The 24,227-nt window shown below is 59.8% G+C and carries 22 protein-coding genes; 12 read left to right on the top strand and 10 right to left on the bottom strand.

Translation table 11 applies throughout. The features are described 5' to 3' along the window. The first annotated feature begins 35 nt into the window (after positions 1 to 35). From hisA to E4O97_RS20835, 3 genes are all read left to right on the top strand, one after another. On the top strand, positions 36 to 773 hold the full coding sequence (gene hisA / locus E4O97_RS20845) for a 1-(5-phosphoribosyl)-5-[(5-phosphoribosylamino)methylideneamino]imidazole-4-carboxamide isomerase (RefSeq protein WP_003171106.1): 738 nt from the start codon (positions 36 to 38) through the stop codon (positions 771 to 773). A gap of 9 nt (positions 774 to 782) precedes the next feature. Continuing rightward, complete coding sequence (gene hisF, locus E4O97_RS20840) at positions 783 to 1,553, top strand: imidazole glycerol phosphate synthase subunit HisF (RefSeq protein ID WP_003171107.1); 771 nt, start codon at positions 783 to 785, stop codon at positions 1,551 to 1,553. Between the two features lie 66 nt (positions 1,554 to 1,619). Further along, a complete protein-coding gene (locus tag E4O97_RS20835) occupies positions 1,620 to 2,375 on the top strand; it encodes an ABC transporter substrate-binding protein (RefSeq protein ID WP_248162082.1) in 756 nt (251 codons plus the stop codon). A gap of 143 nt (positions 2,376 to 2,518) precedes the next feature. On the opposite strand, the gene E4O97_RS20830 is transcribed toward E4O97_RS20835, so the two are convergent. The 4 genes from E4O97_RS20830 to gpmI all read right to left on the bottom strand — a co-directional run bounded on the left by E4O97_RS20830 (position 2,519) and on the right by gpmI (position 7,712). After that, a complete protein-coding gene (locus E4O97_RS20830; protein ID WP_005783923.1) occupies positions 2,519 to 3,292 on the bottom strand; it encodes a divergent polysaccharide deacetylase family protein in 774 nt (257 codons plus the stop codon). 2 nt (positions 3,293 to 3,294) lie between these two features. Then, the gene (locus tag E4O97_RS20825; RefSeq protein ID WP_005783925.1) at positions 3,295 to 4,602 is read right to left on the bottom strand and encodes a S41 family peptidase; all 1,308 of its coding nucleotides are present in this window, start codon (positions 4,600 to 4,602) and stop codon (positions 3,295 to 3,297) included. A gap of 30 nt (positions 4,603 to 4,632) precedes the next feature. Beyond that, on the bottom strand, positions 4,633 to 5,928 hold the full coding sequence (locus E4O97_RS20820) for a murein hydrolase activator EnvC (RefSeq protein ID WP_005783927.1): 1,296 nt from the start codon (positions 5,926 to 5,928) through the stop codon (positions 4,633 to 4,635). A gap of 257 nt (positions 5,929 to 6,185) precedes the next feature. Continuing rightward, positions 6,186 to 7,712 carry a 2,3-bisphosphoglycerate-independent phosphoglycerate mutase gene (gene gpmI, locus E4O97_RS20815; protein WP_248162080.1) on the bottom strand — a complete coding sequence of 509 codons (1,527 nt, stop codon included), beginning with the start codon at positions 7,710 to 7,712 and terminating at the stop codon, positions 6,186 to 6,188. A gap of 151 nt (positions 7,713 to 7,863) precedes the next feature. Between gpmI and E4O97_RS20810 the strand changes: the two genes are divergently transcribed. The 3 genes from E4O97_RS20810 to secB are packed head-to-tail and all read left to right on the top strand — an operon-like array spanning position 7,864 to position 9,055. Then, the gene (locus E4O97_RS20810) at positions 7,864 to 8,277 is read left to right on the top strand and encodes a rhodanese-like domain-containing protein (RefSeq protein WP_003187796.1); all 414 of its coding nucleotides are present in this window, start codon (positions 7,864 to 7,866) and stop codon (positions 8,275 to 8,277) included. Position 8,278: 1 nt separating this feature from the next. Then, positions 8,279 to 8,533, top strand: coding sequence for a glutaredoxin 3 (gene grxC / locus E4O97_RS20805; protein WP_248162078.1), 255 nt, complete (start codon positions 8,279 to 8,281; stop codon positions 8,531 to 8,533). A 42-nt stretch (positions 8,534 to 8,575) separates the two neighbouring features. Beyond that, the gene (gene secB, locus E4O97_RS20800; protein WP_005783933.1) at positions 8,576 to 9,055 is read left to right on the top strand and encodes a protein-export chaperone SecB; all 480 of its coding nucleotides are present in this window, start codon (positions 8,576 to 8,578) and stop codon (positions 9,053 to 9,055) included. 126 nt (positions 9,056 to 9,181) lie between these two features. Here the strand turns inward: secB and E4O97_RS20795 are convergent, their stop codons facing one another. After that, positions 9,182 to 9,637 (bottom strand): tRNA (cytidine(34)-2'-O)-methyltransferase, encoded by a 456-nt coding sequence (locus tag E4O97_RS20795; RefSeq protein ID WP_003171120.1) that lies wholly within the window; start codon positions 9,635 to 9,637, stop codon positions 9,182 to 9,184. Here E4O97_RS20795 and E4O97_RS20790 point away from each other — a divergent pair. Further along, positions 9,636 to 10,076, top strand: coding sequence for a hypothetical protein (locus E4O97_RS20790; protein WP_078820069.1), 441 nt, complete (start codon positions 9,636 to 9,638; stop codon positions 10,074 to 10,076). The genes E4O97_RS20795 and E4O97_RS20790 overlap by 2 nt on opposite strands. 449 nt (positions 10,077 to 10,525) lie before the next feature. Here the strand turns inward: E4O97_RS20790 and ntrC are convergent, their stop codons facing one another. From ntrC to glnA, 4 genes are all read right to left on the bottom strand, one after another. Further along, positions 10,526 to 11,962 (bottom strand): nitrogen regulation protein NR(I), encoded by a 1,437-nt coding sequence (gene ntrC / locus E4O97_RS20785; protein ID WP_003187806.1) that lies wholly within the window; start codon positions 11,960 to 11,962, stop codon positions 10,526 to 10,528. Beyond that, positions 11,959 to 13,044 carry a nitrogen regulation protein NR(II) gene (glnL, locus tag E4O97_RS20780; protein ID WP_005783937.1) on the bottom strand — a complete coding sequence of 362 codons (1,086 nt, stop codon included), beginning with the start codon at positions 13,042 to 13,044 and terminating at the stop codon, positions 11,959 to 11,961. Before glnL ends, ntrC begins: the two co-directional genes overlap by 4 nt. Positions 13,045 to 13,364: 320 nt before the next feature. Further along, positions 13,365 to 13,901, bottom strand: coding sequence for a chorismate mutase (locus tag E4O97_RS20775; protein ID WP_248162076.1), 537 nt, complete (start codon positions 13,899 to 13,901; stop codon positions 13,365 to 13,367). Between the two features lie 205 nt (positions 13,902 to 14,106). Next, positions 14,107 to 15,513 carry a type I glutamate--ammonia ligase gene (gene glnA / locus E4O97_RS20770; RefSeq protein WP_005783941.1) on the bottom strand — a complete coding sequence of 469 codons (1,407 nt, stop codon included), beginning with the start codon at positions 15,511 to 15,513 and terminating at the stop codon, positions 14,107 to 14,109. Between the two features lie 334 nt (positions 15,514 to 15,847). Between glnA and thiI the strand changes: the two genes are divergently transcribed. Next, positions 15,848 to 17,302 carry a tRNA uracil 4-sulfurtransferase ThiI gene (thiI, locus tag E4O97_RS20765; RefSeq protein WP_005783943.1) on the top strand — a complete coding sequence of 485 codons (1,455 nt, stop codon included), beginning with the start codon at positions 15,848 to 15,850 and terminating at the stop codon, positions 17,300 to 17,302. Between the two features lie 139 nt (positions 17,303 to 17,441). Continuing rightward, positions 17,442 to 19,262, top strand: a complete 1,821-nt coding sequence (gene typA, locus E4O97_RS20760; protein WP_005783945.1) for a translational GTPase TypA — start codon at positions 17,442 to 17,444, stop codon at positions 19,260 to 19,262. 193 nt (positions 19,263 to 19,455) lie between these two features. On the opposite strand, the gene E4O97_RS20755 is transcribed toward typA, so the two are convergent. After that, entirely contained in the window at positions 19,456 to 19,890 is a 435-nt protein-coding gene (locus tag E4O97_RS20755; RefSeq protein WP_003187815.1) for a YkgJ family cysteine cluster protein, read from the bottom strand. Between the two features lie 237 nt (positions 19,891 to 20,127). On the opposite strand from E4O97_RS20755, the gene E4O97_RS20750 reads away from it, so the two are divergent. The 3 genes from E4O97_RS20750 (at position 20,128) to E4O97_RS20740 (ending at position 24,203) form a co-directional block, all read left to right on the top strand. After that, positions 20,128 to 22,578: a glycogen/starch/alpha-glucan phosphorylase gene (locus tag E4O97_RS20750; protein ID WP_078820070.1), complete on the top strand. Its 2,451-nt coding sequence runs from the start codon at positions 20,128 to 20,130 to the stop codon at positions 22,576 to 22,578. Positions 22,579 to 22,761: 183 nt separating this feature from the next. Further along, the gene (locus E4O97_RS20745; protein WP_032878350.1) at positions 22,762 to 23,772 is read left to right on the top strand and encodes a class 1 fructose-bisphosphatase; all 1,011 of its coding nucleotides are present in this window, start codon (positions 22,762 to 22,764) and stop codon (positions 23,770 to 23,772) included. A gap of 176 nt (positions 23,773 to 23,948) precedes the next feature. After that, positions 23,949 to 24,203, top strand: a complete 255-nt coding sequence (locus E4O97_RS20740) for a hypothetical protein (protein ID WP_005783949.1) — start codon at positions 23,949 to 23,951, stop codon at positions 24,201 to 24,203. Positions 24,204 to 24,227 lie beyond the last annotated feature (24 nt).

The raw sequence follows: 24,227 nt of genomic DNA, 5'->3' as shown, positions 1-24,227 counted from the left end.
CCAAGCATTGCTGAATATCGAATAAGGTTTGCCAGATGCTGATTATCCCCGCTATCGATCTCAAGGACGGCGCTTGTGTACGCCTGCGCCAGGGCCGCATGGAAGATTCCACGGTGTTCTCCGACGACCCGGTGAGCATGGCCGCCAAATGGGTGGAAGGTGGCTGCCGTCGTTTGCATCTGGTGGACTTGAACGGTGCCTTCGAAGGTCAGCCGGTCAATGGTGAGGTGGTCACCGCGATTGCCAAGCGCTACCCGAACCTGCCGATCCAGATCGGCGGCGGCATTCGCTCCCTGGAAACCATCGAGCATTACGTCAAAGCTGGCGTGAGCTACGTGATCATCGGCACCAAGGCCGTGAAAGACCCGGCCTTCGTCGCCGAAGCCTGCCGTGCGTTCCCTGGCAAGGTCATCGTTGGCCTGGATGCCAAAGACGGCTTCGTGGCTACCGACGGCTGGGCTGAGATCAGCACCGTGCAGGTGATCGACCTGGCCAGGCAGTTCGAAGCCGACGGCGTGTCCGCCATTGTTTATACCGATATCGCCAAAGACGGCATGATGCAGGGCTGCAATGTGCCGTTCACCGCAGCCTTGGCAGCTGCTACGAAGATTCCGGTGATCGCTTCCGGCGGCATTCACAACCTGGGCGATATCAAGTCGCTGCTGGACGCCAAGGCGCCTGGCATCATCGGCGCCATCACTGGCCGTGCGATTTACGAAGGCACCCTGGACGTTGCGCAAGCCCAGGCTTACTGCGACGCCTACAACGGCTGAGGACTGACCATGGCGCTGGCCAAACGCATCATCCCTTGCCTGGACGTCGACAACGGTCGGGTGGTCAAGGGCGTCAAGTTCGAGAACATCCGCGATGCCGGCGACCCGGTGGAAATCGCCCGTCGCTACGATGAGCAAGGTGCCGACGAGATTACCTTTCTCGACATTACCGCCAGCGTCGATGGCCGCGACACCACATTGCATACCGTCGAGCGCATGGCCAGCCAGGTGTTCATCCCGTTGACTGTGGGCGGTGGCGTGCGCACTGTGCAAGACATCCGCAACCTGCTCAATGCCGGCGCGGACAAGGTCTCGATCAATACTGCCGCGGTATTCAACCCCGAGTTCGTCGGTGAAGCCGCGCAACACTTTGGCTCGCAGTGCATCGTGGTTGCCATCGACGCCAAGAAGGTCTCCGGCCCGGGCGAAACCCCGCGCTGGGAGATCTTCACCCACGGCGGGCGCAAACCTACCGGGCTGGACGCGGTGGAGTGGGCGATGAAGATGGAAGGCTTGGGCGCCGGTGAAATCCTGCTGACCAGCATGGACCAGGACGGCATGAAAAACGGCTTCGACCTGGGCGTGACCCGCGCTATCAGCGATGCACTGGGTATCCCGGTGATCGCCTCCGGTGGCGTCGGTAACTTGCAGCATTTGGCCGACGGTGTTATCGAAGGCCATGCCAGCGCAGTGCTGGCGGCGAGTATTTTCCACTTTGGTGAATACACCGTACCTGAGGCCAAGGCCTACATGGCAGCGCGCGGTATCGTCGTTCGCTAAACGCTGCTGGACACCATGGCAGGCTCGCGGCACTCTCTGCGCTTGCCATGGATTCCGGTAGCCTTCATGTTCAAACACCTGCTGCTCGCCCTCGCCAGTACCTCCATGCTCATGGCTGGTACGGCCCAAGCCGAAGAGCCGTCTGACGCCTCCCTGGTGCTGCTGACGGAAAATTTCCCGCCCTACAACATGGCGAAAAACGGCAAGAACTTCGCCAAGGACGAGAACATCGAAGGCATCGCCGTGGACATTGTGCGCGAAACCTTCCAGCGCGCCGGCATTTCCTACAACCTTACGTTGCGTTTTCCTTGGGAGCGAATCTACAAGCTCGCCCTGGAAAAGCCTGGTTACGGTGTATTTGTGATGGCGCGGCTGCCGGACCGTGAAGCCTTGTTCAAATGGGTCGGCCCCATCGGGCCGGACGATTGGGTATTACTGGCCAAGGCCGACAGCACGATCCAGCTCAACGAGCTTGAGCAAGCCCGCCGCTACAGGATCGGCGCTTACAAGGGCGACGCGATTGCGGAAACCTTGGGAAAACAGGGGCTCAATCCGGTTGTCGCTCTGCGCGATCAGGACAATGCGCAAAAGCTCATGGACGGCCAGATCGACCTGTGGGCCACCGGCGATCCCGCCGGGCGTTACCTGGCGCGCCAGGTTGGTGTGAGCGGGCTCAAGACGGTGTTGCGGTTCAACAGTGCGCAGCTTTATTTGGCGTTGAACAGGGAAGTGCCTGATGAGGTGGTCGCCAAGCTCCAGGCGGCGCTGGATGAGTTGCGCAAGAGCGGTCGTGTAGACGAAATCATGGCGCGTTACCTCTGAAGTTGGCAGTTGCGCAGAATAAACGCGGTCAAAATGTGGGAGGGGGCTTGCCCCGATAGCAGTAGATCAGCCAATACATTTACAGCTGACACACCGCCATCGGGGGCAAGCCCCCTCCCACATTGAATCTTCGCTGCCTTCATTTAGCGGTAAATGCCGTTTTTGCCGTGGGCACTCATGGCCCGATTACTGCGCACGCTGATCATCAGCTTGATATCGATCCAGTCGATACCCTGGGCCTTGAGCTTGGGCAGCTCGCGCTCCAGCACCGCCAGGGTCTGTGGGTAAGGGTGCCCGATCATCACCGCCGAACCCTGCTTATGCGCCAGCTTGATTGCGGTTTGCAGTTGGGTGGTAATTGCTGCCTCGGTGCGTTCGTCATCGAGGAACACATCCCGCGAAACATGCGCCAAGCCGATTTTCTGCGCCTCGGCGGCGGCGACGGTCTGCGCGCTGGTGCGGCTGTCCACGAAGAACTTGTGGCGCCGTTGTAGCTCGGCCATCAACCACGCCATGGCCTGCGGTTGCGCGGTCATGCGGCTGCCCATGTGGTTGTTGATGCCGGCGGTATAGGGCACAGCCTGGAACGCGGCGTCCAGGCGCTTGCCGAGTTCCTCCACCGGTAACTCGGGGTGCCAGGCGAAGGGGCCGGTGGCCGGGTCCATGGGCATGTGCAGGATCACGATCTTGCCGGCCTTGTGCGCCTCGCGGGCGAATTCGGCGGCATGGGGCGTGTCGGGCATGATCGCGGCGGTCACCGGGCCGGGCAGCGCAAGTACACGGCGATCGCGCGGCAGGTTTTGCCCCAGGTCGTCGATGATGAGAGTCAGGTAGGCTTTGTGGGGTTCGCCGGCAGGGGCCGCGTGAGCGACCCCTGCCAGGCTGCACAGCACAGCGATGATCAGGGCAAAACGCATGATCAACGGCTGCGCGTGATGCTCAGGCCCTTGAGCAGGCTCAGTGCCTGGGCCAGTTGGTAGTCATCGTCCTGCGGCATCGGCTTGGCCTTGGCGCCACTGCCGGTAGGCTGGTCGGCGCCGCCGTTGCCATTGCCCAGGTGACCCTGCAGGTCGGCCTCCTTGTAGTACTCGCCGTCGATCTCGTTGGTGATCTTGGCCCTGCGCACTTCGATGTCCGGCACGATGCCTTGGGCCTGGATCGAGCGGCCGTTCGGTGTGTAATACAGCGCTGTGGTGATTTTCAATGCGCGTTCGTTGTTCAACGGCAACACCGTCTGCACCGAACCTTTGCCAAAACTGGTGGTGCCCATCAGCACGCCGCGCTTGAGGTCTTGCAGCGCGCCGGCGACGATTTCCGACGCTGAGGCACTGCCGCCGTTGATCAGCACCGCCAGTGGCACGTTTTCGCTCAGGTCGTTGCCGGTGGCCGAGAAGCGCAGTTCGGAATTGGCGATACGGCCTTTGGTATAAACGATCAGGCCCTTGGTGACAAAGTGGTCGACCACCTCAACTGCCGACTGCAATACGCCGCCGGGGTTGTTGCGCAGGTCGAGCACGATGCCGTTGAGTTTCTTGCCATTGTCTTTGCGCAGCTTGGCCAGGGCCTTGGCCACTTCGTCGCCGGTCTTGACCTGGAACTGGGTGATACGGATGTAGCCGTAGCCCGACTCCAGCAACTGGCTCTTCACGCTCTTGACCGTGATGGTCGCGCGGGCCAGGGTCACGTCAAACGGGTTGCCGCCGTCGCGTACCAGGGTCAGGGTGATTTTCTGGCCGAGCTTGCCGCGCATCTTGTCGACGGCCTCGGTCATGCTCTGGCCACGGGTCGGCTGGCCGTTGATCTTCACGATCAGGTCGCCAGCCTGGATACCGGCCTTGGACGCAGGGGTATCATCGATGGGCGAGACCACTTTGATCTGGCCGTCTTCGGAGCCCACTTCGATGCCCAGGCCGCCGAACTCACCGCTGGTGCTTTCCTGCAGCTCGGCGAAATCTTCCGGGCCCAGGTAGGCGGAGTGCGGGTCGAGGTTGCTGAGCATGCCCTTGATGGCATTTTCCAGCAGGGCCTTGTCGTCTACGGGTTCGACATACGCTGCCTTGATCCGGTCCATGACCTCGGCAAAGGTGCGCAGCTCATCCAGCGGCAACGGCGCCTTGGTGGTCGCGGCCATTGCAGCGGGTGCAGCCTGGTCGGCAAAAGCCAGAGGCGCGCCGATCACCAGGGCGATCGTCAGGGCCAGCGAAGTGAGGCGGGACAAATGCAGCATGTCGAACGAACTCCTAATGTAGATGCGGCCCTATCCTTGGGAACGGCACCATTGTGCGGGATCGCTCGGGCGACCCTGCTGACGAATAGCGAAGTACAGCGCCGGTGTGTCCTGGCCGCCACTGTTACCGACAGTGGAGATGGATTCACCGGCTTTTACAACATCACCTGCCGACTTGAGTAATGTCTGATTGTGGCCGTAAAGGCTCAAATAGCCATTTCCATGGTCGAGAATCACCAGTAAACCGGCGCCCCGCAGCCAATCGGCAAACACCACGCGCCCACCGTGAACGGCATGGACCTGGCTGCCGGCTGAGGCGCTGATCATCACCCCATCCCACTTGGCGCGGGTGTCATCGCCACGGGTTTCCCCAAAGCGTGCCAATAGTCGACCATCAACCGGCCATGGAAGTTTGCCCCGTGCCGAAGCAAAAGGGCCGCCGAACGACTCGCCGCTGCTGGAAACCAGCGGGCCGGGGCTGGCGCGCGCGGGTTTGCGCGGTGCTGGCGCGTCGCTGGTGGCAGCCAGTTCGGCCTCACGCTGGCGCTTTTTTTCCGCTTCCTGCTGGGCGATCAGCGCTTTTTGCCGCGCTTCTTCGGCCTCGCGTGCCTGGCGGGCCAGGGTTTCTTCGATGGTCTTGAGCACTTTGGCCAGGTCGGCCTGATCCTGCTCGCGGGCCTGGAGCTTGGCGTCGCGGGCCTTTACATCGCTGTTGAGCTTGGCCAGGGCCTGCTGGCGCTCCTTGCGCACCTTGTCCAACTGGTCGCGCTGAACGTCGAGGGCGCTTTTCTGGTCGAGCAGTTGCGATTGCTGGTCGGCAATTTCCTGCTCGACATTGGCCAATTGGCGCAGGGTTTCATTGAAACCCTTCAATTGCGCCAGGCGCGCCTGGCTCAGGTAATCGTAATAGGTGAGGGTGCGGGCGAATTTTTCCGGGTTCTGCTGGTTGAGCAGCAGCTTGAGGTATTCCTGGCGACCGCTCTGGTAGGCGGCACGGGCCTGGATCGCGATCAGGCGTTGCTGTTCAACGCGTGCGCTCTGGAGTTTTTTTTTCTCAGCGTCGAGTCGCTCCAGTTCCGACTCGCTCTTCTTTAGTTCTTTTTGCAGCTCCTGGACCTGCTTCTCAAGCTTGCCCATTTCGGTTTCGGTGCCGCGCAGGTCTTTTTGCACCCCGGATTTTTCTTCCTGGAGCTTGCCGAGCAGCTTTTTCAGCTCGGTAATGTCCTGACGCGTAGCGTCCAACTGTTGTTGGGTTTGTGCGCGCTCATCGGCAAACGCCGGTTGAAGCAGGCAGACAAGAGCAAGGGTTATCAAGGCGCGAAGCATAGAGGCGGGCGACACCAGGGGAAAAGGACGGCCTAGTATGCCCGCCAAGCGCTGCAAAAAAAACGCCCAATTGGGGAGTTACGGCAAGATAGGTGCCGAGTGGCGGTGGTATGGCAAAAAGACATCTATCAAACACCACAAAACCAATGTGGGAGGGGCGGTGCGACGATTCGACTTGCTCCCGATTGCGGTGGGTCAGCTACCTATGAGCTGACTGATAAACCGCTATCGGGAGCAAGCCCCCTCCCACATTTAGATCAGACCAGGATCGAGGTCCCAGTCATCTGTTCAGGCTTCTCCAGCCCCATCAGCATCAGCATGGTCGGCGCCACATCCGCCAGCACGCCACCTTCACGCACTTTCAGGTCACGTTTGCCGACATAGATGAACGGCACCGGCTCGGTGGTGTGGGCGGTGTGTGCCTGGCCGGTGGACTCGTCGGACATCTGCTCGCAGTTGCCATGGTCTGCGGTGATCAGCGCTTCGCCGCCGACTTTGTCCAGGGCGTCGACAATGCGGCCAACGCACAGGTCCAGGCATTCAACGGCCTTGACCGCCGCTTCCAGGTTACCGCTATGGCCGACCATGTCGCCGTTGGCGTAGTTGACGACGATCACGTCGTAACGCTGGTTGTCGATGGCATCGACGATTTTGTCGGTCACTTCCGGCGCACTCATTTCCGGCTGCAGGTCGTAGGTGGCGACTTTTGGCGATGGGATCAGGATGCGCTCTTCGCCCGGGAACGGTTCTTCACGGCCACCGGAGAAGAAGAACGTCACGTGGGCGTACTTCTCGGTCTCGGCGATGCGCAGCTGGGTCTTGCCGTTTTTCGCCAGGTAATCACCCAGCACGTTTTCCAGGCTGCCCGGGGCGAACGCCGACGGGGCCGGGATGTTGGCGGCGTACTGGGTGAGCATGACGAACTCGATTTTCGGCTGGCGTGCGCGCTCGAAGTCCTTGAAACCTTCATCGACGAACACATGGCTCAGCTCGCGGGCACGGTCGGCACGGAAGTTCATGAATACTACGGCGTCGCCGTCTTCGACCTTCACCGGCTCGCCGATGGTGGTGGCCTTGACGAACTCATCGCTCTCGCCACGGGCGTAGGCCGCTTCCAGGCCTTCCTGGGCCGTGGCGGCATTGAATTCGGCCTGGCCGTCGACGATCAGGTTGTAGGCCTGGGACACGCGGTCCCAGCGGTTGTCGCGGTCCATGGCGAAGTAACGGCCCACCAGGCTGGCGATGCGGCCCTTGCCGAGGGCGGCGAAGGTGGTGTCGAGCAGTTCGATGGACGATTGCGCGCTTTTCGGCGGGGTGTCGCGACCGTCGAGGAAGGCGTGCAGGTAGATCTTGTCGGCGCCGCGCTTGAAGGCCAGTTCGGCCATTGCCACCAGATGATCCTGATGGCTGTGTACGCCGCCGTCCGACAGCAGGCCCATGAAATGCACGGCCTTGCCGGCGGCCACGGCTTTATCGACCGCGGCGCAGATGGTCGGGTTCTCGAAGAACTCGCCATCGCGGATCGCTTTGGTGACGCGGGTGAAGTCCTGGTATACCACTCGTCCGGCGCCGAGGTTCATGTGGCCGACTTCCGAGTTGCCCATCTGGCCGTCCGGCAGGCCCACGTCCATGCCGGAACCGGAGATCAATCCGTTGGGGACGGTAGCGCTCAGGCGGTCCAGCACGGGCTTGTTGGCCGAGTACACGGCGTTGTCGTGGTGGCTTTCACTGTGTCCGAAGCCATCGAGAATTATCAGGACCAAAGGTTTAGGCGTGGTAGTCATAGATCCTCTCGCGGCGGTAATAAAGGAAGACAATGGAAAAGGGAGTGGCAGTTTAAAGCGAAGTTCCGAGCGCGTCACCGCTTTACGGGGGTTGGCCCTCCTTGGCGGCTGTGTATACTTACCGCCATTTTAACGCCCTGGAACCTCCTTGATGGTTGATCACCTGATTGCATTTGCCACTGCCCACTACCTGCTCGTGGGTGCCTTCGTCATCCTGCTGGCGTTGCTGATCGCACATGAACTGAGCCGCGGTGGTCGCAGCCTGAGCACGTCGGAGCTGACCGCGCTGGTCAACAAGGATGAGGCCGTTGTCGTCGATATTCGCCCGGCCAAGGATTATGCCGCCGGCCATATCGTTGGTGCCCTTAACATCCCGCAGGATAAGCTGATTGCACGCTTGGCCGAGCTGGAAAAATACAAGGCCAAGACCATCATTCTGGTCGACGCCCAAGGCCAGCACTCCGGCACCCACGCCCGCGAGATGCTCAAGACCGGCTTCACCGCCGCCAAGCTGTCGGGTGGTATCAGCAGCTGGCGTGGCGATAACCTGCCGTTGGTGAAGTGAAATGAATAAGGTTGTCGTGTATTCCAGCGATTGGTGCCCTTACTGCATGCGGGCCAAGGCCCTGCTTGAGAAAAAGGGTGTTGCCTTCGAAGAGATCAAGGTCGATGGCAAGCCCCAAGTGCGCGCCGAAATGGCCCAGAAGGCCGGCCGCACGTCGGTCCCGCAGATCTGGATCGGCACCCGGCATATCGGTGGTTGCGATGACCTGTTCGCTCTGGAGCGCGCCGGTAAACTTGATGCGCTGCTGTCCGTCTGACTGCTAACCCCTTAAGAACCCCAAGATAAAGAAGGATCTGCGATGACTGATCAACAGAACACCGAAGCAGCGCAAGACCAAGGCCCACAGTTTTCGCTGCAGCGCATCTACGTGCGTGACCTGTCGTTCGAAGCGCCGAAAAGCCCGGCGATCTTCCGTCAGGAATGGACCCCAAGCGTTGCCTTGGACTTGAACACCCGTCAGAAAGCCCTGGAAGGCGACTTCCACGAAGTGGTGCTGACCCTGTCGGTCACCGTCAAGAACGGCGAAGAAGTGGCCTTCATCGCTGAAGTGCAACAGGCCGGTATCTTCCTGATCCAGGGCCTGGACGAAGCGTCCATGAGCCACACACTGGGCGCGTTCTGCCCGAACATCCTGTTCCCGTACGCCCGTGAGACCCTGGACAGCCTGGTCACCCGTGGCTCGTTCCCGGCACTGATGCTGGCTCCGGTGAACTTCGATGCCCTGTACGCCCAAGAGCTGCAGCGCATGCAACAGGAAGGCGCGCCGACGGTTCAGTAATCTCGAACCCGACGCAGCACTCAATGTGGGAGGGGGCTTGCTCCCGATAGCGGTGGAACAGTCACTTAGATGTCGACTGACACTCCGCCATCGGGAGCAAGCCCCCTCCCACATTTGTTTTGCGTGCTACTTGAAACCGAGTTGGCGCCAGCCTTCATAGACGGCCACTGCGACGGTGTTGGACAGGTTCAGGCTGCGGCAGCCTTCACGCATCGGCAAACGCAGGCGATGGCCATCGGGCAGGGCGTCGAGCACCTCGGCCGGCAGGCCACGGCTTTCCGGGCCGAACAGGAAGGCATCGCCCTCGGCAAAGCTGGCATCGTGAAATGGTCGCGAACCCTTGGTGGTGAATGCGAACAGGCGCGGATGGCCCAGGCTTTCCAGGCAACTGGCCAGGTCTGCATGGCGCTTGAGGGTGGCGTACTCGTGGTAGTCCAGCCCAGCGCGGCGCAGGCGCTTGTCGTCCATGTCGAAGCCCAGCGGCTCGATCAAATGCAGGTGGCAGCCACTGTTGGCGCACAGCCTGATAACGTTGCCGGTATTCGGCGGAATTTCTGGTTGAAAAAGGATGACGTGAAACATGCACGGCTCCGAAGGCAAAGATGCGCTGCATTCTACCCCTGAAGAAGACCCGAGGCCGAAGCTATTGCCGAGGGTTTTGGGCTCGTTGGCGATTGTCGGCTTGATGGTGGGTTTGATGATCGGTCGCCTGACCACGCCAGACCCAGTCCAGTTACTGGAGGTGGTGCCTGCTGTCGACGGTGTAGCGGTGTGGTTCAACCGTGAGCCCAAGCTGCACGGTGAGCATATCGACGGCACCGTGGCGCTGCTGTTTGACGCCCAGGGCAAGGCGGCCAGCGGGCAACTGAAGGTCAATGACAAGGACGTGAACTGGCGTGTGCGCAAGACCGATGGTGGTTTGCTGCTGAACCTGGTGGCGGCGCGACCGTTGCGTGGGGAGTGGAAAGGCGAGCAGGTCGATGACCGCTGGCGGCTGGAGGTCCATCTCCAGGAGCAATAAAAGAGGGAGTTCCCGGCCTGCCTGTACCAGGGCTCCCAAAACGGGGTGAAGCCTAAGGCTTCGGTGTTAAAGAGGGGATTCTCGGCCTGCCTGTACCAAGGTCCCCGAAACTGGGTTGTACGAGGGTTATTGCAGGGCGCGTGCCAGAGTTTGCAATTTCACCCATAAAATTTTTCCAAAAAGCGCAAAGCCCCGGAATACGGGGCTTTGGTGGTTTCAGCTTGCGAGAGTTGTCCCGCGATAACGGTCTTCCACGTATCCAGCCCGTGCCCGATGCCGGTTCATGGTGCATTGAAGCGGTGCACAGTCGTGGAATTGCAGAGATCCAAATGTGGGAGGGGGCTTGCTCCCGATAGCGGTGGGTCAGACACAGATGTGGTGACTGAACTACTGCTATCGGGAGCAAGCCCCCTCCCACATTAGACTTTCAGTGGAACTGGGAGGTGTGATCAGGCCTCATCACCCTCATCATCATCCCCACCATCTACCTTCATCCCCAATTCCTTGATCTTGCGCGTCAGGGTATTGCGCCCCCAACCCAGTAGCACGGCCGCATCGCGACGACGGCCGGCGGTATGCTTCAACGCGGTCTCGATCATGATCCGCTCGAATGCCGGCACGGCGCTGTCCAGCAGGTTCGACTGGCCGCGCGCCAACGCCTGGTCGGCCCATTGGCGCAGCGCTTGTTCCCAGTTGGTTACCGGTGCCGAATCCTGCGGCAGGCTCAGCAGCTCAGGCGGCAGGTCGCTGATATGCACTTCACGCCCGGAGGCCATTACGGTGATCCAGCGGCACGTGTTCTCCAGCTGGCGCACGTTGCCGGGCCACGGCAGGTTCTTGAGGTATTCCTCGGTCTCGCTTTTGAGCAGCTTGGGCTCCACCGCCAGCTCCAAGGCGGCGCGGCTGAGGAAGTGGCGGGCGAGGGTGGGGATGTCTTCGCGGCGGTCCGACATGCGCGGGATATGGATGCGGATCACATTGAGGCGGTGGAACAAGTCCTCACGGAACTTGCCCGCGTGTACCAGGGTTTCGAGATTCTGGTGGGTGGCCGCAATGATGCGCACATCAACCTTGACCGGTGTGTGCCCGCCGACACGATAGAACTCACCGTCCGCCAACACCCGTAGCAAGCGGGTCTGGGTATCGGCCGGCATGTCGCCGATCTCATCGAGAAACAGCGTGCCGCCGTCGGCCTGTTCAAAGCGCCCGCGCCGCAGGTTGGCCGCGCCGGTAAACGCGCCTTTCTCATGGCCGAACAGCTCGGACTCCATCAGGTCCTTGGGGATCGCCGCCATGTTCAGCGCGATAAACGGCGAGGCCGCACGCGGGCTGTGGCGGTGCAGAGCATGGGCCACCAGCTCTTTACCGGTGCCCGACTCGCCATTGATCAGCACAGTGATGTTGGAGTGGCTCAAGCGCCCGATGGCGCGAAACACTTCCTGCATCGCTGGCGCTTCACCGATGATTTCCGGGGTGCGGGTCAGGGTTGGCGGGGCTTCCTGGTTCTGTTGTTCCTGGGCGTGCTGGTTGGCGCGCTTGACCAGCGCCACCGCCTCATCCACGTCGAATGGCTTGGGCAGGTATTCAAAGGCGCCGCCCTGGTAGGACGCGACAGCGCTGTCCAGGTCCGAGTGCGCAGTCATGATGATCACCGGCAAGCGCGGGTGCTGCTCGCGGATGCGCGCCAGCAAGTCCAGGCCGCTTGCGCCGGGCATACGAATGTCGGAGATGATCACGTCCGGCTGCTGGCGTGCCAGGCGGCTCATCACTCCGTCGGCGCTGTCGAAGCTCTGGGTGGTCATGCCTTCCTGTTGCAAGGCTTTTTCCAGGACCCAACGGATAGAACGGTCGTCATCGACGATCCAGACAGTTTCACTACGGCTCATGTCGTGGGGGCTCCTTGTTCCAATGGCAGGAAGATCGAGAACGTGGTGTGGCCGGGATGGCTCTCACATTCGATCAGGCCCTGGTGCTGGCTGATGATGTTCTGGGTAATGGCCAGGCCCAGCCCGGTACCGTCCGGGCGGCCACTGACCATGGGGAAGAAGATGGTTTCCTGCAGTTCGGCGGGAATGCCGGGGCCGTTGTCGATGATCTCGACCTTGGTCACCAGGCGATGGCGCACATGGCCGATGGTGAACTGGCGCAGGGCGCGGGTGCGCAAACTGATGCGGCCCAGGCGCAGCTCGTTTTGGCTGCTGATGGCCTGCATGGCGTTGCGCACGATATTGAGCACCGCCTGGATCATCTGCTCGCGGTCGATCAATACATCGGGAATGCTTGGGTCATAGTCGCGTACCAGGGTGATACAGCCCTGGCTTTCGGCCTCGACCAGTTGGCAGACGCGCTCCAGCACCTCATGCACGTTGGTCATCGCCAATGACGGCAACTTGTTGGAGCCGAGCATCCGGTCCACCAGGTTACGCAGGCGGTCGGCTTCTTCGATGATGACGTTGGTGTAGTCCTTGAGATGCTCCTCGGGCAGCTCGCGGGCCAGCAGCTGCGCGGCGCCGCGAATCCCGCCGAGCGGGTTCTTGATCTCGTGAGCCAGGCCGCGCACCAGCATCTTGCTGGTTTCCTGCTTGGACAGCTGCGCCTCTTCCTTGGTGATGCGCAGCAGGCGGTCGCGGGGGTGTACTTCGAGCAATAGCAGCGTGGCGCCATTGCTCAGAATGGGGGTTACGGCGTAATCGACCGTCAGGGTCTGGCCGGTGAGGGCGGTGAGCATCGCTTCGCGCTTGGTGAACGGATGTGCCTGCTCCACGGCCTGGCGCAACGAGCTCAAGGCTTCGGCCGACTCGGTGAACAGCTCGCTGATGAACTGCCCATGGCTGCGCTGGCCGCTGATGGCCAGGAGCATCTCCGCCGCCGGGTTCATGTACTCAAGGCGCAGGTCGGCATTGAGCAGGATGGTCGCGGTGGTCAGGTTGTCGAGTAACAAACGGTGCAGTGCATCGCTGATGGTCATCGGGACCTCTTTTGGAGCAAGGCGCAGGCTTGAGGCACACGCTGATACGAGGAAAATGCAAAAACCAAACCAAGGCTCCGAAAAGAAGCGTTAAAGCCCTGAAATAGGGGTTTGTGGCGCGAAACTGTGGCGTTCTGCCAGCTTTTTCGGGAAGATTCGAACCAAAATGGGCTGTGGCTGGAGTAAGGGTGCAACCTATCGCACCAATATAGTGCGGTTTTGTGAAGGTTGTTCAGGAAGCTGCCAGAGATGGCCCTGAATGGATACAGTCCAAATGTGGGAGGGGGCTTGCTCCCACATTTTTACCGGGTTTGCAGTCATTAACCTTTGTAGATGCAGAGTTCGGCGGTGGCGCGGATCATTGCCAGTTGGCGCAGCGGATCATTCAGCGGCTCATGCACGGCGGTGGCCAGCCATTGGGGGCACTGTGGATCGGCACGGTGCGGGGTGAAGTCGGCCAGTTGTTGCAGCAGGCGTTTTTGCAGCTCATCCAGCTGCGGGCGAATCTGCTTGATCAGGTCCGGGCGCGGCTCGTCTGGGGCTTTGCCCTGGAACTGCCAGTCGGACAGGTGGGTGTATTGCACCAGTTTGTTGGCTTCGATCTGCGCCGAGAAAAACTGCTCGGCGGCGGCGGGCTCAAGCTTGTAGCTCGGGGCTTGGGCGACGACGCTGGCGATCACTTCCTGCTCGCGGTTTTTGTCTTCGACGGGTTTGTGGCTGTCCCATTTGCTCAAGGCCACCTGATCGGCAATCTCCAGGCGTTCGGCGATGCTGTTGAGCAGTGGCTCCAAGGTAGGTGGGGCGGCGTAAACACCGGCGCTGACGAACAGCAGGGCGAACACGAATTTATGTTTCAACGCAGATCTCCTTGTGGGAGGGGGCTTGCTCCCGATGGCGGTGTGTCAGTAACACACATATTGCCTGACACTCTGCCATCGGGAGCAAGCCCCCTCCCACCTTTTTGATTGGGTTTGCAGATTTGAAGCTGCATAACGCCCAGGCAAAAAAAAGACCTCCCGAAGGAGGTCTTTTTCATCACGCTACCTTAGCAACGCTACCGGATCAGCAGCTGTAGTACAGCTCGTATTCCAGTGGGTGTACGAAGGTGCGCACCTTGATTTCTTCTTCGCTTTTCAGGGCGATGTAAGCGTCGATGAAGTCGTCGCTGAACACGCCGCCTTTGGTCAGGAACGCACGGCCCTTGTCCAGCTCTTCCAGGGCTTCTTTCAGGCTGCCGCACACTTGTGGGATCTCTTTGGCCTCTTCAGGCGGCAGGTCGTACAAGTTCTTGTCGGCGGCGTCGCCAGGGTGGATCTTGTTCTGGATACCGTCCAGGCCGGCCATGACCAGTGCAGCGAAGGCCAGGTATGGGTTGGCTGCCGGGTCCGGGAAGCGAGCTTCGATACGGCGAGCGCGCGGGCTGGACACGTAAGGAATACGGATCGAGGCAGAGCGGTTACGCGCCGAGTAGGCCAGCATTACCGGAGCTTCGAAACCTGGGACCAGACGCTTGTAGGAGTTGGTCGACGGGTTGGTGAAGCCGTTCAGGGCCTTACCGTGCTTGATGATGCCGCCGATGAAGTACAGGGCGGTGTCGGACAGGCCGGCATAACCTTCACCTGCGAAGGTGTTCTTGCCTTCTTTGGCGATGGACAGGTGAACGTGCATACCCGAACCGTTATCGCCGTACAGAGGCTTGGGCATGAAGGTAGCGGTACGGCCGTAAGCGACGGCAGTGTTGTGTACGCAGTACTTCAGGGTCTGAACTTCGTCAGCCTTGGCCACCAGGGTGTTGAACTTCACACCGATTTCGTTCTGGCCGGCAGTCGCCACTTCGTGGTGATGCACTTCGATGACCAGGCCCATGTCTTCCATGGCGTTGCACATGGAGGTACGGATTTCGTGGTCGTGGTCGAACGGTGGAACCGGGAAGTAGCCGCCTTTGATGCCTGGACGGTGGCCATGGTTGCCGCCTTCCACGTCCTGGTCGGACATCCACGAACCTTGTTCGGAGTAGATCTTGAACATGGAGCCGGAGATGTCGGACTTGAACTTCACTTGGTCGAAGATGAAGAACTCTGGCTCCGGGCCCACGAATACAGTGTCACCAATACCGGTGGACTTCAGGTATTCCTCGGCACGCTTGGCGATCGCACGTGGGTCGCGGTCGTAGCCTTGCATGGTCGACGGCTCGATCACGTCGCAGACCAGGATCAGGGTCGGCTCTTCGGTGAACGGGTCCAGCACGGCAGTGCTGTCGTCCGGCATCAGGATCATGTCGGAAGCTTCAATGCCTTTCCAGCCGGCGATGGAGGAACCGTCGAACATTTTGCCTTCTTCGAAGAAAGCATCATCCAGCGCGTCGCGAGCCGGCATGGTCACGTGGTGCTGAGTGCCTTTTGTGTCCGTGAAGCGCAGATCAATCCATTTAACGTCATGATCTTTGATGAGTTGAACCGACTTCGACATGGTGTCCTCCGGGTGGCTTCGGGCTTGGGTAGTGGAGTTAGCCCTTAAAATGTGGGTGATGCCGGCGCGGATACTCCGCCAAGGCAACCTGCCTCACAAGAGAGCAAATTACATGCCAGTGCGCCAACATGGTCTTTTTGCCTCAAAATGGCCCCTATAGCGGTGCAATAGGCCAAAGCGCGAGAAATAGCGCACTGCAATGTAGCGTTTATTTGTGTAAATGACCCGTTTTGGTGCGTTGCACGTTCGATGCATATTAACTGGTTAAACCTTGAGCGATTTCCGCTATAATCCGCGCCCCCCTTTTTCAGCAGGCCCGGCGCGCGCTGTTTCCATGAAATTAATCGTTAAAGTCTTCCCCGAGATCACCATCAAAAGCCGACCGGTACGGACGCGTTTCATCCGTCAGTTGGCCAAGAACATCCGTGCCGTGCTCCGTGACCTGGACCCGGCTGTGGTGGTGAACGGTGTGTGGGACAACCTCGAGCTGGAAACCCGCATTACCGACGCCAAAGCCTTGAAGGACATGACCGAGCGCCTGAGCTGCATGCCGGGCATCGCGCATTTCCTGCAGGTGGATGAGTACCCGCTGGGCGACTTCGACGACATCACCGAAAAGTGCAAGCAGCACTACGGCAGTGCACTTGAAGGGAAGATTTTTTCGGTGCGCTGCAAGCGTGCCGGCAAGCACACCTTCAGCTCCATGGATGTAGAGAAATACGTCGGCAGCAAGCTGCGTCGCGAGTGCGGCGCCGCTGGAATTTCCCTTAAAGCGCCGCAAATTGAAGTGCGCATGGAAATTCGCGACCAACGGTTGTTTGTGATCCACAGCCAGCACAACAGCATCGGCGGCTACCCGCTGGGCGCCCTGGAGCAGACCCTGGTATTGATGTCCGGCGGTTTCGATTCCACGGTGGCGGCCTACCAGATCATGCGTCGCGGCCTGATGAGCCACTTCTGCTTCTTTAACCTGGGCGGGCGTGCCCATGAATTGGGCGTGATGGAAGTTGCGCACTTTATCTGGAAGAAGTACGGCAGCTCCCAGCGCGTGCTATTTGTAAGCGTGCCGTTCGAGGAAGTGCTGGGCGAAATTCTCGGCAAAGTCGATAACAGTCATATGGGCGTGGTATTGAAGCGTATGATGTTGCGCGCCGCGTCCCGAATCGCCGATCAATTGCAGATCGACGCGCTGGTGACCGGCGAGGCGATTTCCCAGGTGTCCAGCCAGACGCTGCCAAACCTGTCGATCATCGACTGCGTCACCGAGAAGCTGGTGTTGCGCCCGCTGATCGCCAGCCACAAGCAGGACATCATCGACCTGGCAGAGCAAATCGGCACCGCCGACTTTGCCAAGCACATGCCCGAGTACTGTGGGGTCATCTCGGTGAACCCCAAGACCCACGCCAAGCGTCACCGCGTGGAGCATGAAGAGAAAGAATTCGACATGGCGATTCTGGAGCGTGCGCTCGAGAACGCCAAGCTGGTCCCAATCGATCGGGTGATCGACGAGTTGGGCCAGGATGTAAAAATCGAAGAAGTCAGCGAAGCCCTGGCCGGCCAGATCGTCATCGACATCCGTCACCCGGATGCCGCTGAGGATGAGCCGCTGGAAATCGCCGGCATCGACGTGCAAACGCTGCCGTTCTACGCACTGAACGCGCGTTTCAAGGAACTGGATAACAGCCGTCAGTACCTGTTGTATTGCGACAAAGGCGTGATGAGTCGCCTGCATGCCCACCATTTGCTCAGTGAGGGGCATGCCAATGTGCGCGTTTATCGACCGAGCTAAGAGCCCGGGGCTGTTTGCCTGTGGCCTGCGTCACCGGCCCCCCGACTCTGCCGTCAAGCTGTAACGGCAAGGCCTGACTCTACTGTTAATCGCTGCCACGACCTGTCAGCACACCGAATCCTCTGATCGAGATACACAAGTGATCGAAAATCTACGTAACATCGCCATCATTGCTCACGTTGACCATGGTAAAACCACCCTGGTAGACAAACTCCTGCGTCAATCCGGCACCCTGGAGCGCAACGAGCTCAACGACGAGCGCGTGATGGACTCCAACGACCAGGAAAAAGAGCGCGGTATTACCATCCTGGCAAAAAACACCGCCATCAACTGGAACGGCTACCACATCAACATCGTGGACACCCCGGGCCACGCCGACTTCGGCGGCGAAGTAGAACGCGTAATGTCGATGGTTGACTCCGTTCTGCTGCTGGTTGACGCTCAAGACGGCCCTATGCCGCAAACCCGTTTCGTGACCAAGAAGGCCTTCGAAGCCGGCCTGCGTCCGATCGTGTGCATCAACAAGGTTGACCGTCCAGGCGCGCGTCCGGACTGGGTTCTGGACCAGATCTTCGACCTGTTCGACAACCTGGGTGCCACCGAAGAACAGCTGGACTTCCAGGTCATCTACGCCTCGGCCCTGAACGGTATTGCTGGTCTTGACCACACCGACATGGCTGAAGACATGACCCCGCTGTACCAGTCGATCGTCGACAACGTACCCGCGCCGAAAGTTGACCGTGACGGCCCGTTCCAGATGCAAATCTCGGCACTGGACTACAACAGCTTCCTGGGTGTTATCGGCGTTGGCCGTATCGCTCGTGGTAGCGTCAAGCCGAACACCCCGGTTGTCGCTATCGGCGCCGACGGCAAGAAGCGTAACGGTCGTATCCTGAAGCTGATGGGTCACCACGGTCTGCACCGTATCGACGTTGAAGAAGCTTTCGCTGGCGACATCGTATGCGTAAGCGGCATGGACTCGCTGTTCATCTCCGACACCCTGTGCCAGCCGGACAACGTTGAGGCGATGAAGCCTCTGACCGTTGACGAGCCAACCGTTTCCATGACCTTCCAGGTAAACGACTCGCCGTTCTGCGGTAAAGAAGGCAAGTTCGTGACCTCCCGTAACATCAAGGAGCGTCTGGACAAGGAGCTGCTGTACAACGTTGCTCTGCGCGTTGAAGAAGGCGACTCGGCTGACAAGTTCAAGGTCTCCGGCCGTGGTGAGCTGCACCTCTCGGTACTGATCGAAACCATGCGTCGCGAAGGTTTCGAAATGGGTGTTGGTCGTCCGGAAGTGATCATCCGTACTGTTGACGGCGTGAAGCAGGAACCGTTCGAAAACGTCACCATCGACACCCCTGAGGAATCCCAGGGCAAGGTCATGGAAGAGATGGGTCTGCGTAAGGGCGACCTGACCAACATGGTGCCGGATGGCAAAGGCCGTGTACGTCTGGAATACAACATCCCTGCGCGTGGTCTGATCGGTTTCCGTAACCAGTTCCTGACCCTGACCAACGGTGCTGGCATCCTGACCTCGATCTTCGATCGCTACGACACCATGAAGTCCGGCGACATGTCCGGCCGTCAGAACGGTGTTCTGGTATCGGTAGAAACCGGCAAGGCGCTGACCTACTCCCTGGAAACCCTCCAGGCGCGTGGCAAGCTGTTCGTTGAACACGGTCAAGAGATCTACAACGGCCAGATCGTTGGTCTGAACAGCCGTGACAACGACATGGGCGTCAACCCAACCAAAGGCAAGAAGCTCGACAACATGCGTGCTTCGGGCAAAGACGAAACCATCGCTCTGGTTCCACCTGTTCGCTTCACCCTGGAACAGGCCCTGGAATTCATCCAGGACGACGAGCTGTGCGAAGTCACGCCTAAGTCGATCCGCCTGCGTAAGAAGATCCTGGACGAAGGCGAGCGTACCCGCGCTGCCAAGAAAGCCAAGAACTGAGTTAACTCAGGCTGAATGAAAAACGCCCCCGGTCGAAAGGCCGGGGGCGTTTTTTTGTGCCCGCAGTTTGTGTGTCGTCTTTACTGGCCCCATCGCAGGCAAGCCAGCTCCCACATTTGAATGTGTTCCCAAATCAAAATGTGGGAGGGGGCTTGCCCCCGATGAGGCCCTTCAGAACACTACAAAACCCGAGTCAGAATTTATCGAGAGTCTTGAAGTTGGTCTCGCGTACCACTTCCTTGGGCTTGTAAGCGCAATACCCCGGCCGCGGCCCGATTTTCGGGTGGTTGCGGCAAGTATCCGGGCGCTTGTCATAAATAGTGCAGAAGCGCGTCTTACGATCCAGATACAGGCAGTCGTTGTTGCTCATGCGCTGCAGGGTAAAAATCTCGGATTTATTGTTGTAGCGCTCGACGATGCCTTCTTTCTGCAAACGCTTGGCGATGTTCTTCGGCGGGTCGCCGCGCTCGAACTCGTCGACGATGCCAATGCGGATCAGGTCCTTGATCTTCACCTCAACCGGCAGGGTGCAACAGCTGGACACGCAGCCGCCGCACATGTGGGCGGAATATTTCTGCCACGTTTCGAGACGGTCGAGTTCCGCGGCGGCGATCAGTTGAGGCTTCATCAGGGTTCCAGGGTGGGGCGGTATACGGGCGCGGGATCATACCGGGATTGGTGGTTTTTTGAACAATATTTTGCAGGTTTCAGCTCAAAGGCTTCGCCGCGGCCTGATCGGGCACGACCCCTGCATCAAATTCAGCCAATGGTGAATGAGTTAAAAAACTGCCGAACCAGCACGTCTACCGTCTGTCAGACCGACTAGGCTCTAGCAACTCCTTCAATCTCGCCCGAGGTCGCACCGATGTCTCAGGAACCGCTTGCACGAGAAGCAGAGGTAGCCGCATTCCGCGATGCTGTCTTGACCAAACTCACCTACGCGGTGGGCAAAGACCCGGATCACGCCTTTGACCATGACTGGTTCGAAGCCATTGCCCTGGCCGCCCGCGACCAGATGGTCGATCACTGGATGGACCACACGCGGCGTATTTATCGCAAAGGCCAGAAGCGCGTTTATTACCTCTCGCTGGAATTTCTCATTGGCCGTCTGTTGTACGACAGCCTGAGCAATCTGGGCGTGTTGGAGATCGCCCGTGAAGCGCTGTCGGAGTTGGGCGTCGATCTGGAGCGCATCCGCCTGCTTGAGCCCGACGCGGCGCTCGGCAATGGTGGCCTGGGCCGTCTGGCGGCGTGCTTTATGGAAAGCATGTCGACCTTGGGGATTGCCGGGCATGGCTATGGCATTCGCTATGAGCACGGCTTGTTCCGCCAGGCCATCGTTGATGGCTGGCAGCAGGAGCAGACCGAACGCTGGCTGGATTTTGGTAACCCTTGGGAGTTCGAACGCGCCGAAGTGATTTACCCGATCGGCTTTGGCGGCAGCGTCGAAACCCTGGCGGACGCCTCCGGCAAGATGATCCAGGTGTGGTCGCCCAACGAAACTGTCAGGGCTGTTGCCTATGACACCCCGGTAGTCGGCTGGCGTGGCGCCAGCGTCAACACCCTGCGCCTTTGGCGTGCACGGGCAGTGGAAGACTTGCACCTGGAGCGCTTCAATGCCGGTGACCACTTGGGCGCCGTCGCCGAAGTAGCCCGTGCCGAAAGCATCTCTCGCGTGCTTTACCCGGCCGACAGCACCGAAGCGGGGCAGGAACTGCGCCTGCGCCAGGAGTACTTCTTCGTTTCGGCGTCTTTGCAGGATTTGCTGCGCCGCCACAAGAACATGCACGGTTCGGTGCTGAGCCTGGGCGAACACGCCGCGATCCAGCTCAACGACACCCATCCGTCCATCGCCGTGGCCGAGCTGATGCGCCAACTGGTCGACCTGCATGACGTGCCGTGGGAAGCCGCGTGGGATGTCACCGTCGAAACCCTGTCGTACACCAACCACACCTTGCTGCCCGAAGCGCTGGAAACCTGGCCCGTAGGTCTGATGGAGCGCATGTTGCCCCGGCACATGCAGATCATCTACCTGATCAACGCCCAACACATCGACTCGCTGCGCGCCAAGGGCATCCACGACTTCGACGTACTGCGCGCCGTCTCGCTGATCGAAGAGGACAACGGCCGCCGCGTGCGCATGGGCAACCTGGCATTCCTCGGCTCCCATAGCGTCAACGGTGTATCGGGCCTGCATACCCAGTTGATGCGCAGCACGGTGTTCTCCGAGCTGCACAAGCTGTATCCCGAGCGCATCAACAACAAAACCAACGGCATCACCTTCCGCCGCTGGTTGTACCAGGCCAACCCCAAGCTGACCGATATGCTGGTGGAAGCCCTGGGGCCGGATATTCTCGACCAGCCCGAGCAGCGTTTGATCGAATTGGAGCCGTTCGCCGAGAAGCAGGCTTTCCGCAAGTCCTTCGCTGAACAGCGCCTGCACAGCAAGCGTGCACTGGCCCAGATCATCCATGAGCGCCTGGGTATCGCGATCAACCCGGCGGCGATGTTCGATGTGCAGGTCAAGCGCATTCATGAGTACAAGCGCCAACTGCTCAACCTGCTGCACACCGTGGCGCTGTACCAGGCGATCCGCGCCGAGCCGGGCACCGACTGGGTGCCACGGGTGAAAATCTTCGCCGGCAAGGCTGCAGCCAGCTACCACCAGGCCAAGCTGATCATCAAGTTGACCAACGACATCGCCCGCACCGTCAACAACGACCCGACCGTGCGCGGTCTGCTCAAAGTGGTGTTCCTGCCCAACTACAACGTCAGCCTGGCGGAGAGCATCATTCCGGCGGCGGACTTGTCGGAGCAGATTTCCACTGCCGGCTTTGAAGCATCGGGTACCAGCAACATGAAGTTCGGCCTCAACGGCGCGCTGACCATCGGCACCATGGACGGCGCCAACGTGGAGATGCACGAGCGGGTCGGTGCCGAGCACATGTTTATCTTCGGCCTCAGTGCCCAGCAGGTGGAAGCCCGCAAGCACGCCGGTGAGTTCAACGCCGGGCCGGACATCGCCGCGTCCCATCGCTTGAACGACGTGTTGCAAGCGATCCGTGGCGGGGTGTTCTCGCCGGATGATCCGGGGCGCTATGTGGGCCTGATCGATGGGCTGATCGACTACGACCGTTTCCTGGTGTGTGCCGACTTTGACTCCTACTGGGATGCCCAGGCGCGGGTCGAAGCCCACTGGCACGACTCCAAGGAATGGTGGCGCTCGGCGGTGCTCAATACCGCGCGCATGGGCTGGTTCAGCTCGGACCGGACCATCCGCGAGTACGCCACCGAGATCTGGAAAGCCCTCGACTGACCACTGCGGTTAAAAAATGTGGGAGGTGGCAAGCCCCTTCCCACATGGGTTCTGCGATGTTGGAGAGGGTCGTGGCGCCAGGTCGTGAACTCTATTGGCGTTAAATCCTCTGATTAGAGGAAATAACCCTCGACTCGCGTTAAACTGCGCGGGTTTTCAGCCCCCCATTTTCCGGAGCCTTCCATGTCCCGCGTTACCCTGAGTCGCTATTTGATCGAGCAGACCCGCAGCAACAACACGCCTGCCGATCTGCGCTTCCTTATCGAAGTGGTGGCGCGTGCTTGCAAGGAAATCAGCCACGCCGTTTCCAAAGGCGCACTGGGCGGCGTCCTGGGCAGCATGGGCACTGAAAACGTCCAAGGTGAAGTGCAGAAGAAGCTCGACGTACTCTCCAATGAAATCCTGCTCGAAGCCAACGAATGGGGCGGTCACCTGGCCGGCATGGCGTCCGAAGAAATGGACAATGCCTACCAGATCCCTGGCAAGTACCCGAAAGGCGCTTACCTGCTGGTATTCGACCCACTGGACGGTTCGTCCAACATCGACATCAATGCACCGGTCGGCACCATCTTCTCGGTACTGCGTTGCCCGAATGAATACCTGAGCCAGAACGAAGCCCTGAACGAAAAGGCCTTCCTGCAGCCGGGCACCGAGCAGGTCGCTGCCGGTTATGCCATCTACGGTCCACAGACCATGCTGGTGCTGACCCTGGGTGATGGCGTCAAAGGCTTCACCCTGGACCGCGAAATGGGCAGCTTCGTGCTGACCCACGAAGACATTTCGATTCCTGCTTCTACCCAGGAATTCGCCATCAACATGTCTAACCAGCGTCACTGGGAAGAACCGGTGAAACGCTACGTCAACGAGTTGATGGAAGGCGAAGAAGGCCCGTTGAAGAAGAACTTCAATATGCGCTGGGTCGCTGCGATGGTTGCCGATGTGCACCGCATCCTGACCCGTGGTGGCCTGTTCATGTACCCACGAGACAGCCGCGAGCCGTCCAAGCCGGGCAAACTGCGCCTGATGTACGAAGCCAACCCGATGTCGTTCCTGGTTGAGCAGGCAGGCGGTGCGTCCACCGATGGCCACCAGCGCATCCTCGACATCCAGCCTGAGGGTTTGCACCAGCGTGTGGCGGTGTTCCTGGGTTCCAAGGAAGAAGTTGAGCGTGTGACCAGCTACCACAAGAAGTAATACACGGCGATAAGTTATCCACTGTGTTGTGAGGCCGTTCACCCTTGAAGAAGCCCCGAAACGTTTCAGCGTTTTCGGGGCTTTTTTGTTTTCGCTCGTCGGGAACCAGACACCCCTTTTCCCTTCTAAGCTTCTGGCAGATACCCCAGCTGCTTTGTCTCTCCAGGAGCTTTTCCATGTCTTTACGCCGTCTCGCCCTGCTGACTTTTTGCGTGCTGTTAGCCGCTTGCAGCAAGGTCACTCAAGAAAACTACCAGAAACTGTCGGCTGGCATGGCCAAGGCCGAGGTGGAGTCGTTGCTGGGTAAGCCGACCGATTGTTCCGGTGCGCTGGGCATGTCCAGCTGCACCTGGGGCGATAAAAACAGCTTTATCAGCGTGCAGTACGCCGGTGACAAAGTTCTGATGTTTTCCGGGCAAGGCCTGAAGTAAACCGGGGCGCGAGCCTGCGGGAGA

The sequence above is a fragment of the Pseudomonas sp. W15Feb34 genome (assembly GCF_023127765.1).
Classification (GTDB): Bacteria; Pseudomonadota; Gammaproteobacteria; order Pseudomonadales; family Pseudomonadaceae; genus Aquipseudomonas; species Aquipseudomonas synxantha_A.
This window is presented reverse-complemented; position numbering and strand designations above follow the sequence as displayed.

Coding starts and splice junctions, on each gene's coding strand:
- hisA (WP_003171106.1), top strand. CDS start 36: ATGCTGATTATCCCCGCTATCGATCTCAAGGACGGCGCTTGTGTACGC.
- hisF (WP_003171107.1), top strand. CDS start 783: ATGGCGCTGGCCAAACGCATCATCCCTTGCCTGGACGTCGACAACGGT.
- E4O97_RS20835 (WP_248162082.1), top strand. CDS start 1,620: ATGTTCAAACACCTGCTGCTCGCCCTCGCCAGTACCTCCATGCTCATG.
- E4O97_RS20830 (WP_005783923.1), bottom strand. CDS start 3,292: ATGCGTTTTGCCCTGATCATCGCTGTGCTGTGCAGCCTGGCAGGGGTC.
- E4O97_RS20825 (WP_005783925.1), bottom strand. CDS start 4,602: ATGCTGCATTTGTCCCGCCTCACTTCGCTGGCCCTGACGATCGCCCTG.
- E4O97_RS20820 (WP_005783927.1), bottom strand. CDS start 5,928: ATGCTTCGCGCCTTGATAACCCTTGCTCTTGTCTGCCTGCTTCAACCG.
- gpmI (WP_248162080.1), bottom strand. CDS start 7,712: ATGACTACCACGCCTAAACCTTTGGTCCTGATAATTCTCGATGGCTTC.
- E4O97_RS20810 (WP_003187796.1), top strand. CDS start 7,864: ATGGTTGATCACCTGATTGCATTTGCCACTGCCCACTACCTGCTCGTG.
- grxC (WP_248162078.1), top strand. CDS start 8,279: ATGAATAAGGTTGTCGTGTATTCCAGCGATTGGTGCCCTTACTGCATG.
- secB (WP_005783933.1), top strand. CDS start 8,576: ATGACTGATCAACAGAACACCGAAGCAGCGCAAGACCAAGGCCCACAG.
- E4O97_RS20790 (WP_078820069.1), top strand. CDS start 9,636: ATGCACGGCTCCGAAGGCAAAGATGCGCTGCATTCTACCCCTGAAGAA.
- E4O97_RS20795 (WP_003171120.1), bottom strand. CDS start 9,637: ATGTTTCACGTCATCCTTTTTCAACCAGAAATTCCGCCGAATACCGGC.
- ntrC (WP_003187806.1), bottom strand. CDS start 11,962: ATGAGCCGTAGTGAAACTGTCTGGATCGTCGATGACGACCGTTCTATC.
- glnL (WP_005783937.1), bottom strand. CDS start 13,044: ATGACCATCAGCGATGCACTGCACCGTTTGTTACTCGACAACCTGACC.
- glnA (WP_005783941.1), bottom strand. CDS start 15,513: ATGTCGAAGTCGGTTCAACTCATCAAAGATCATGACGTTAAATGGATT.
- thiI (WP_005783943.1), top strand. CDS start 15,848: ATGAAATTAATCGTTAAAGTCTTCCCCGAGATCACCATCAAAAGCCGA.
- E4O97_RS20755 (WP_003187815.1), bottom strand. CDS start 19,890: ATGAAGCCTCAACTGATCGCCGCCGCGGAACTCGACCGTCTCGAAACG.
- E4O97_RS20750 (WP_078820070.1), top strand. CDS start 20,128: ATGTCTCAGGAACCGCTTGCACGAGAAGCAGAGGTAGCCGCATTCCGC.
- E4O97_RS20745 (WP_032878350.1), top strand. CDS start 22,762: ATGTCCCGCGTTACCCTGAGTCGCTATTTGATCGAGCAGACCCGCAGC.
- E4O97_RS20740 (WP_005783949.1), top strand. CDS start 23,949: ATGTCTTTACGCCGTCTCGCCCTGCTGACTTTTTGCGTGCTGTTAGCC.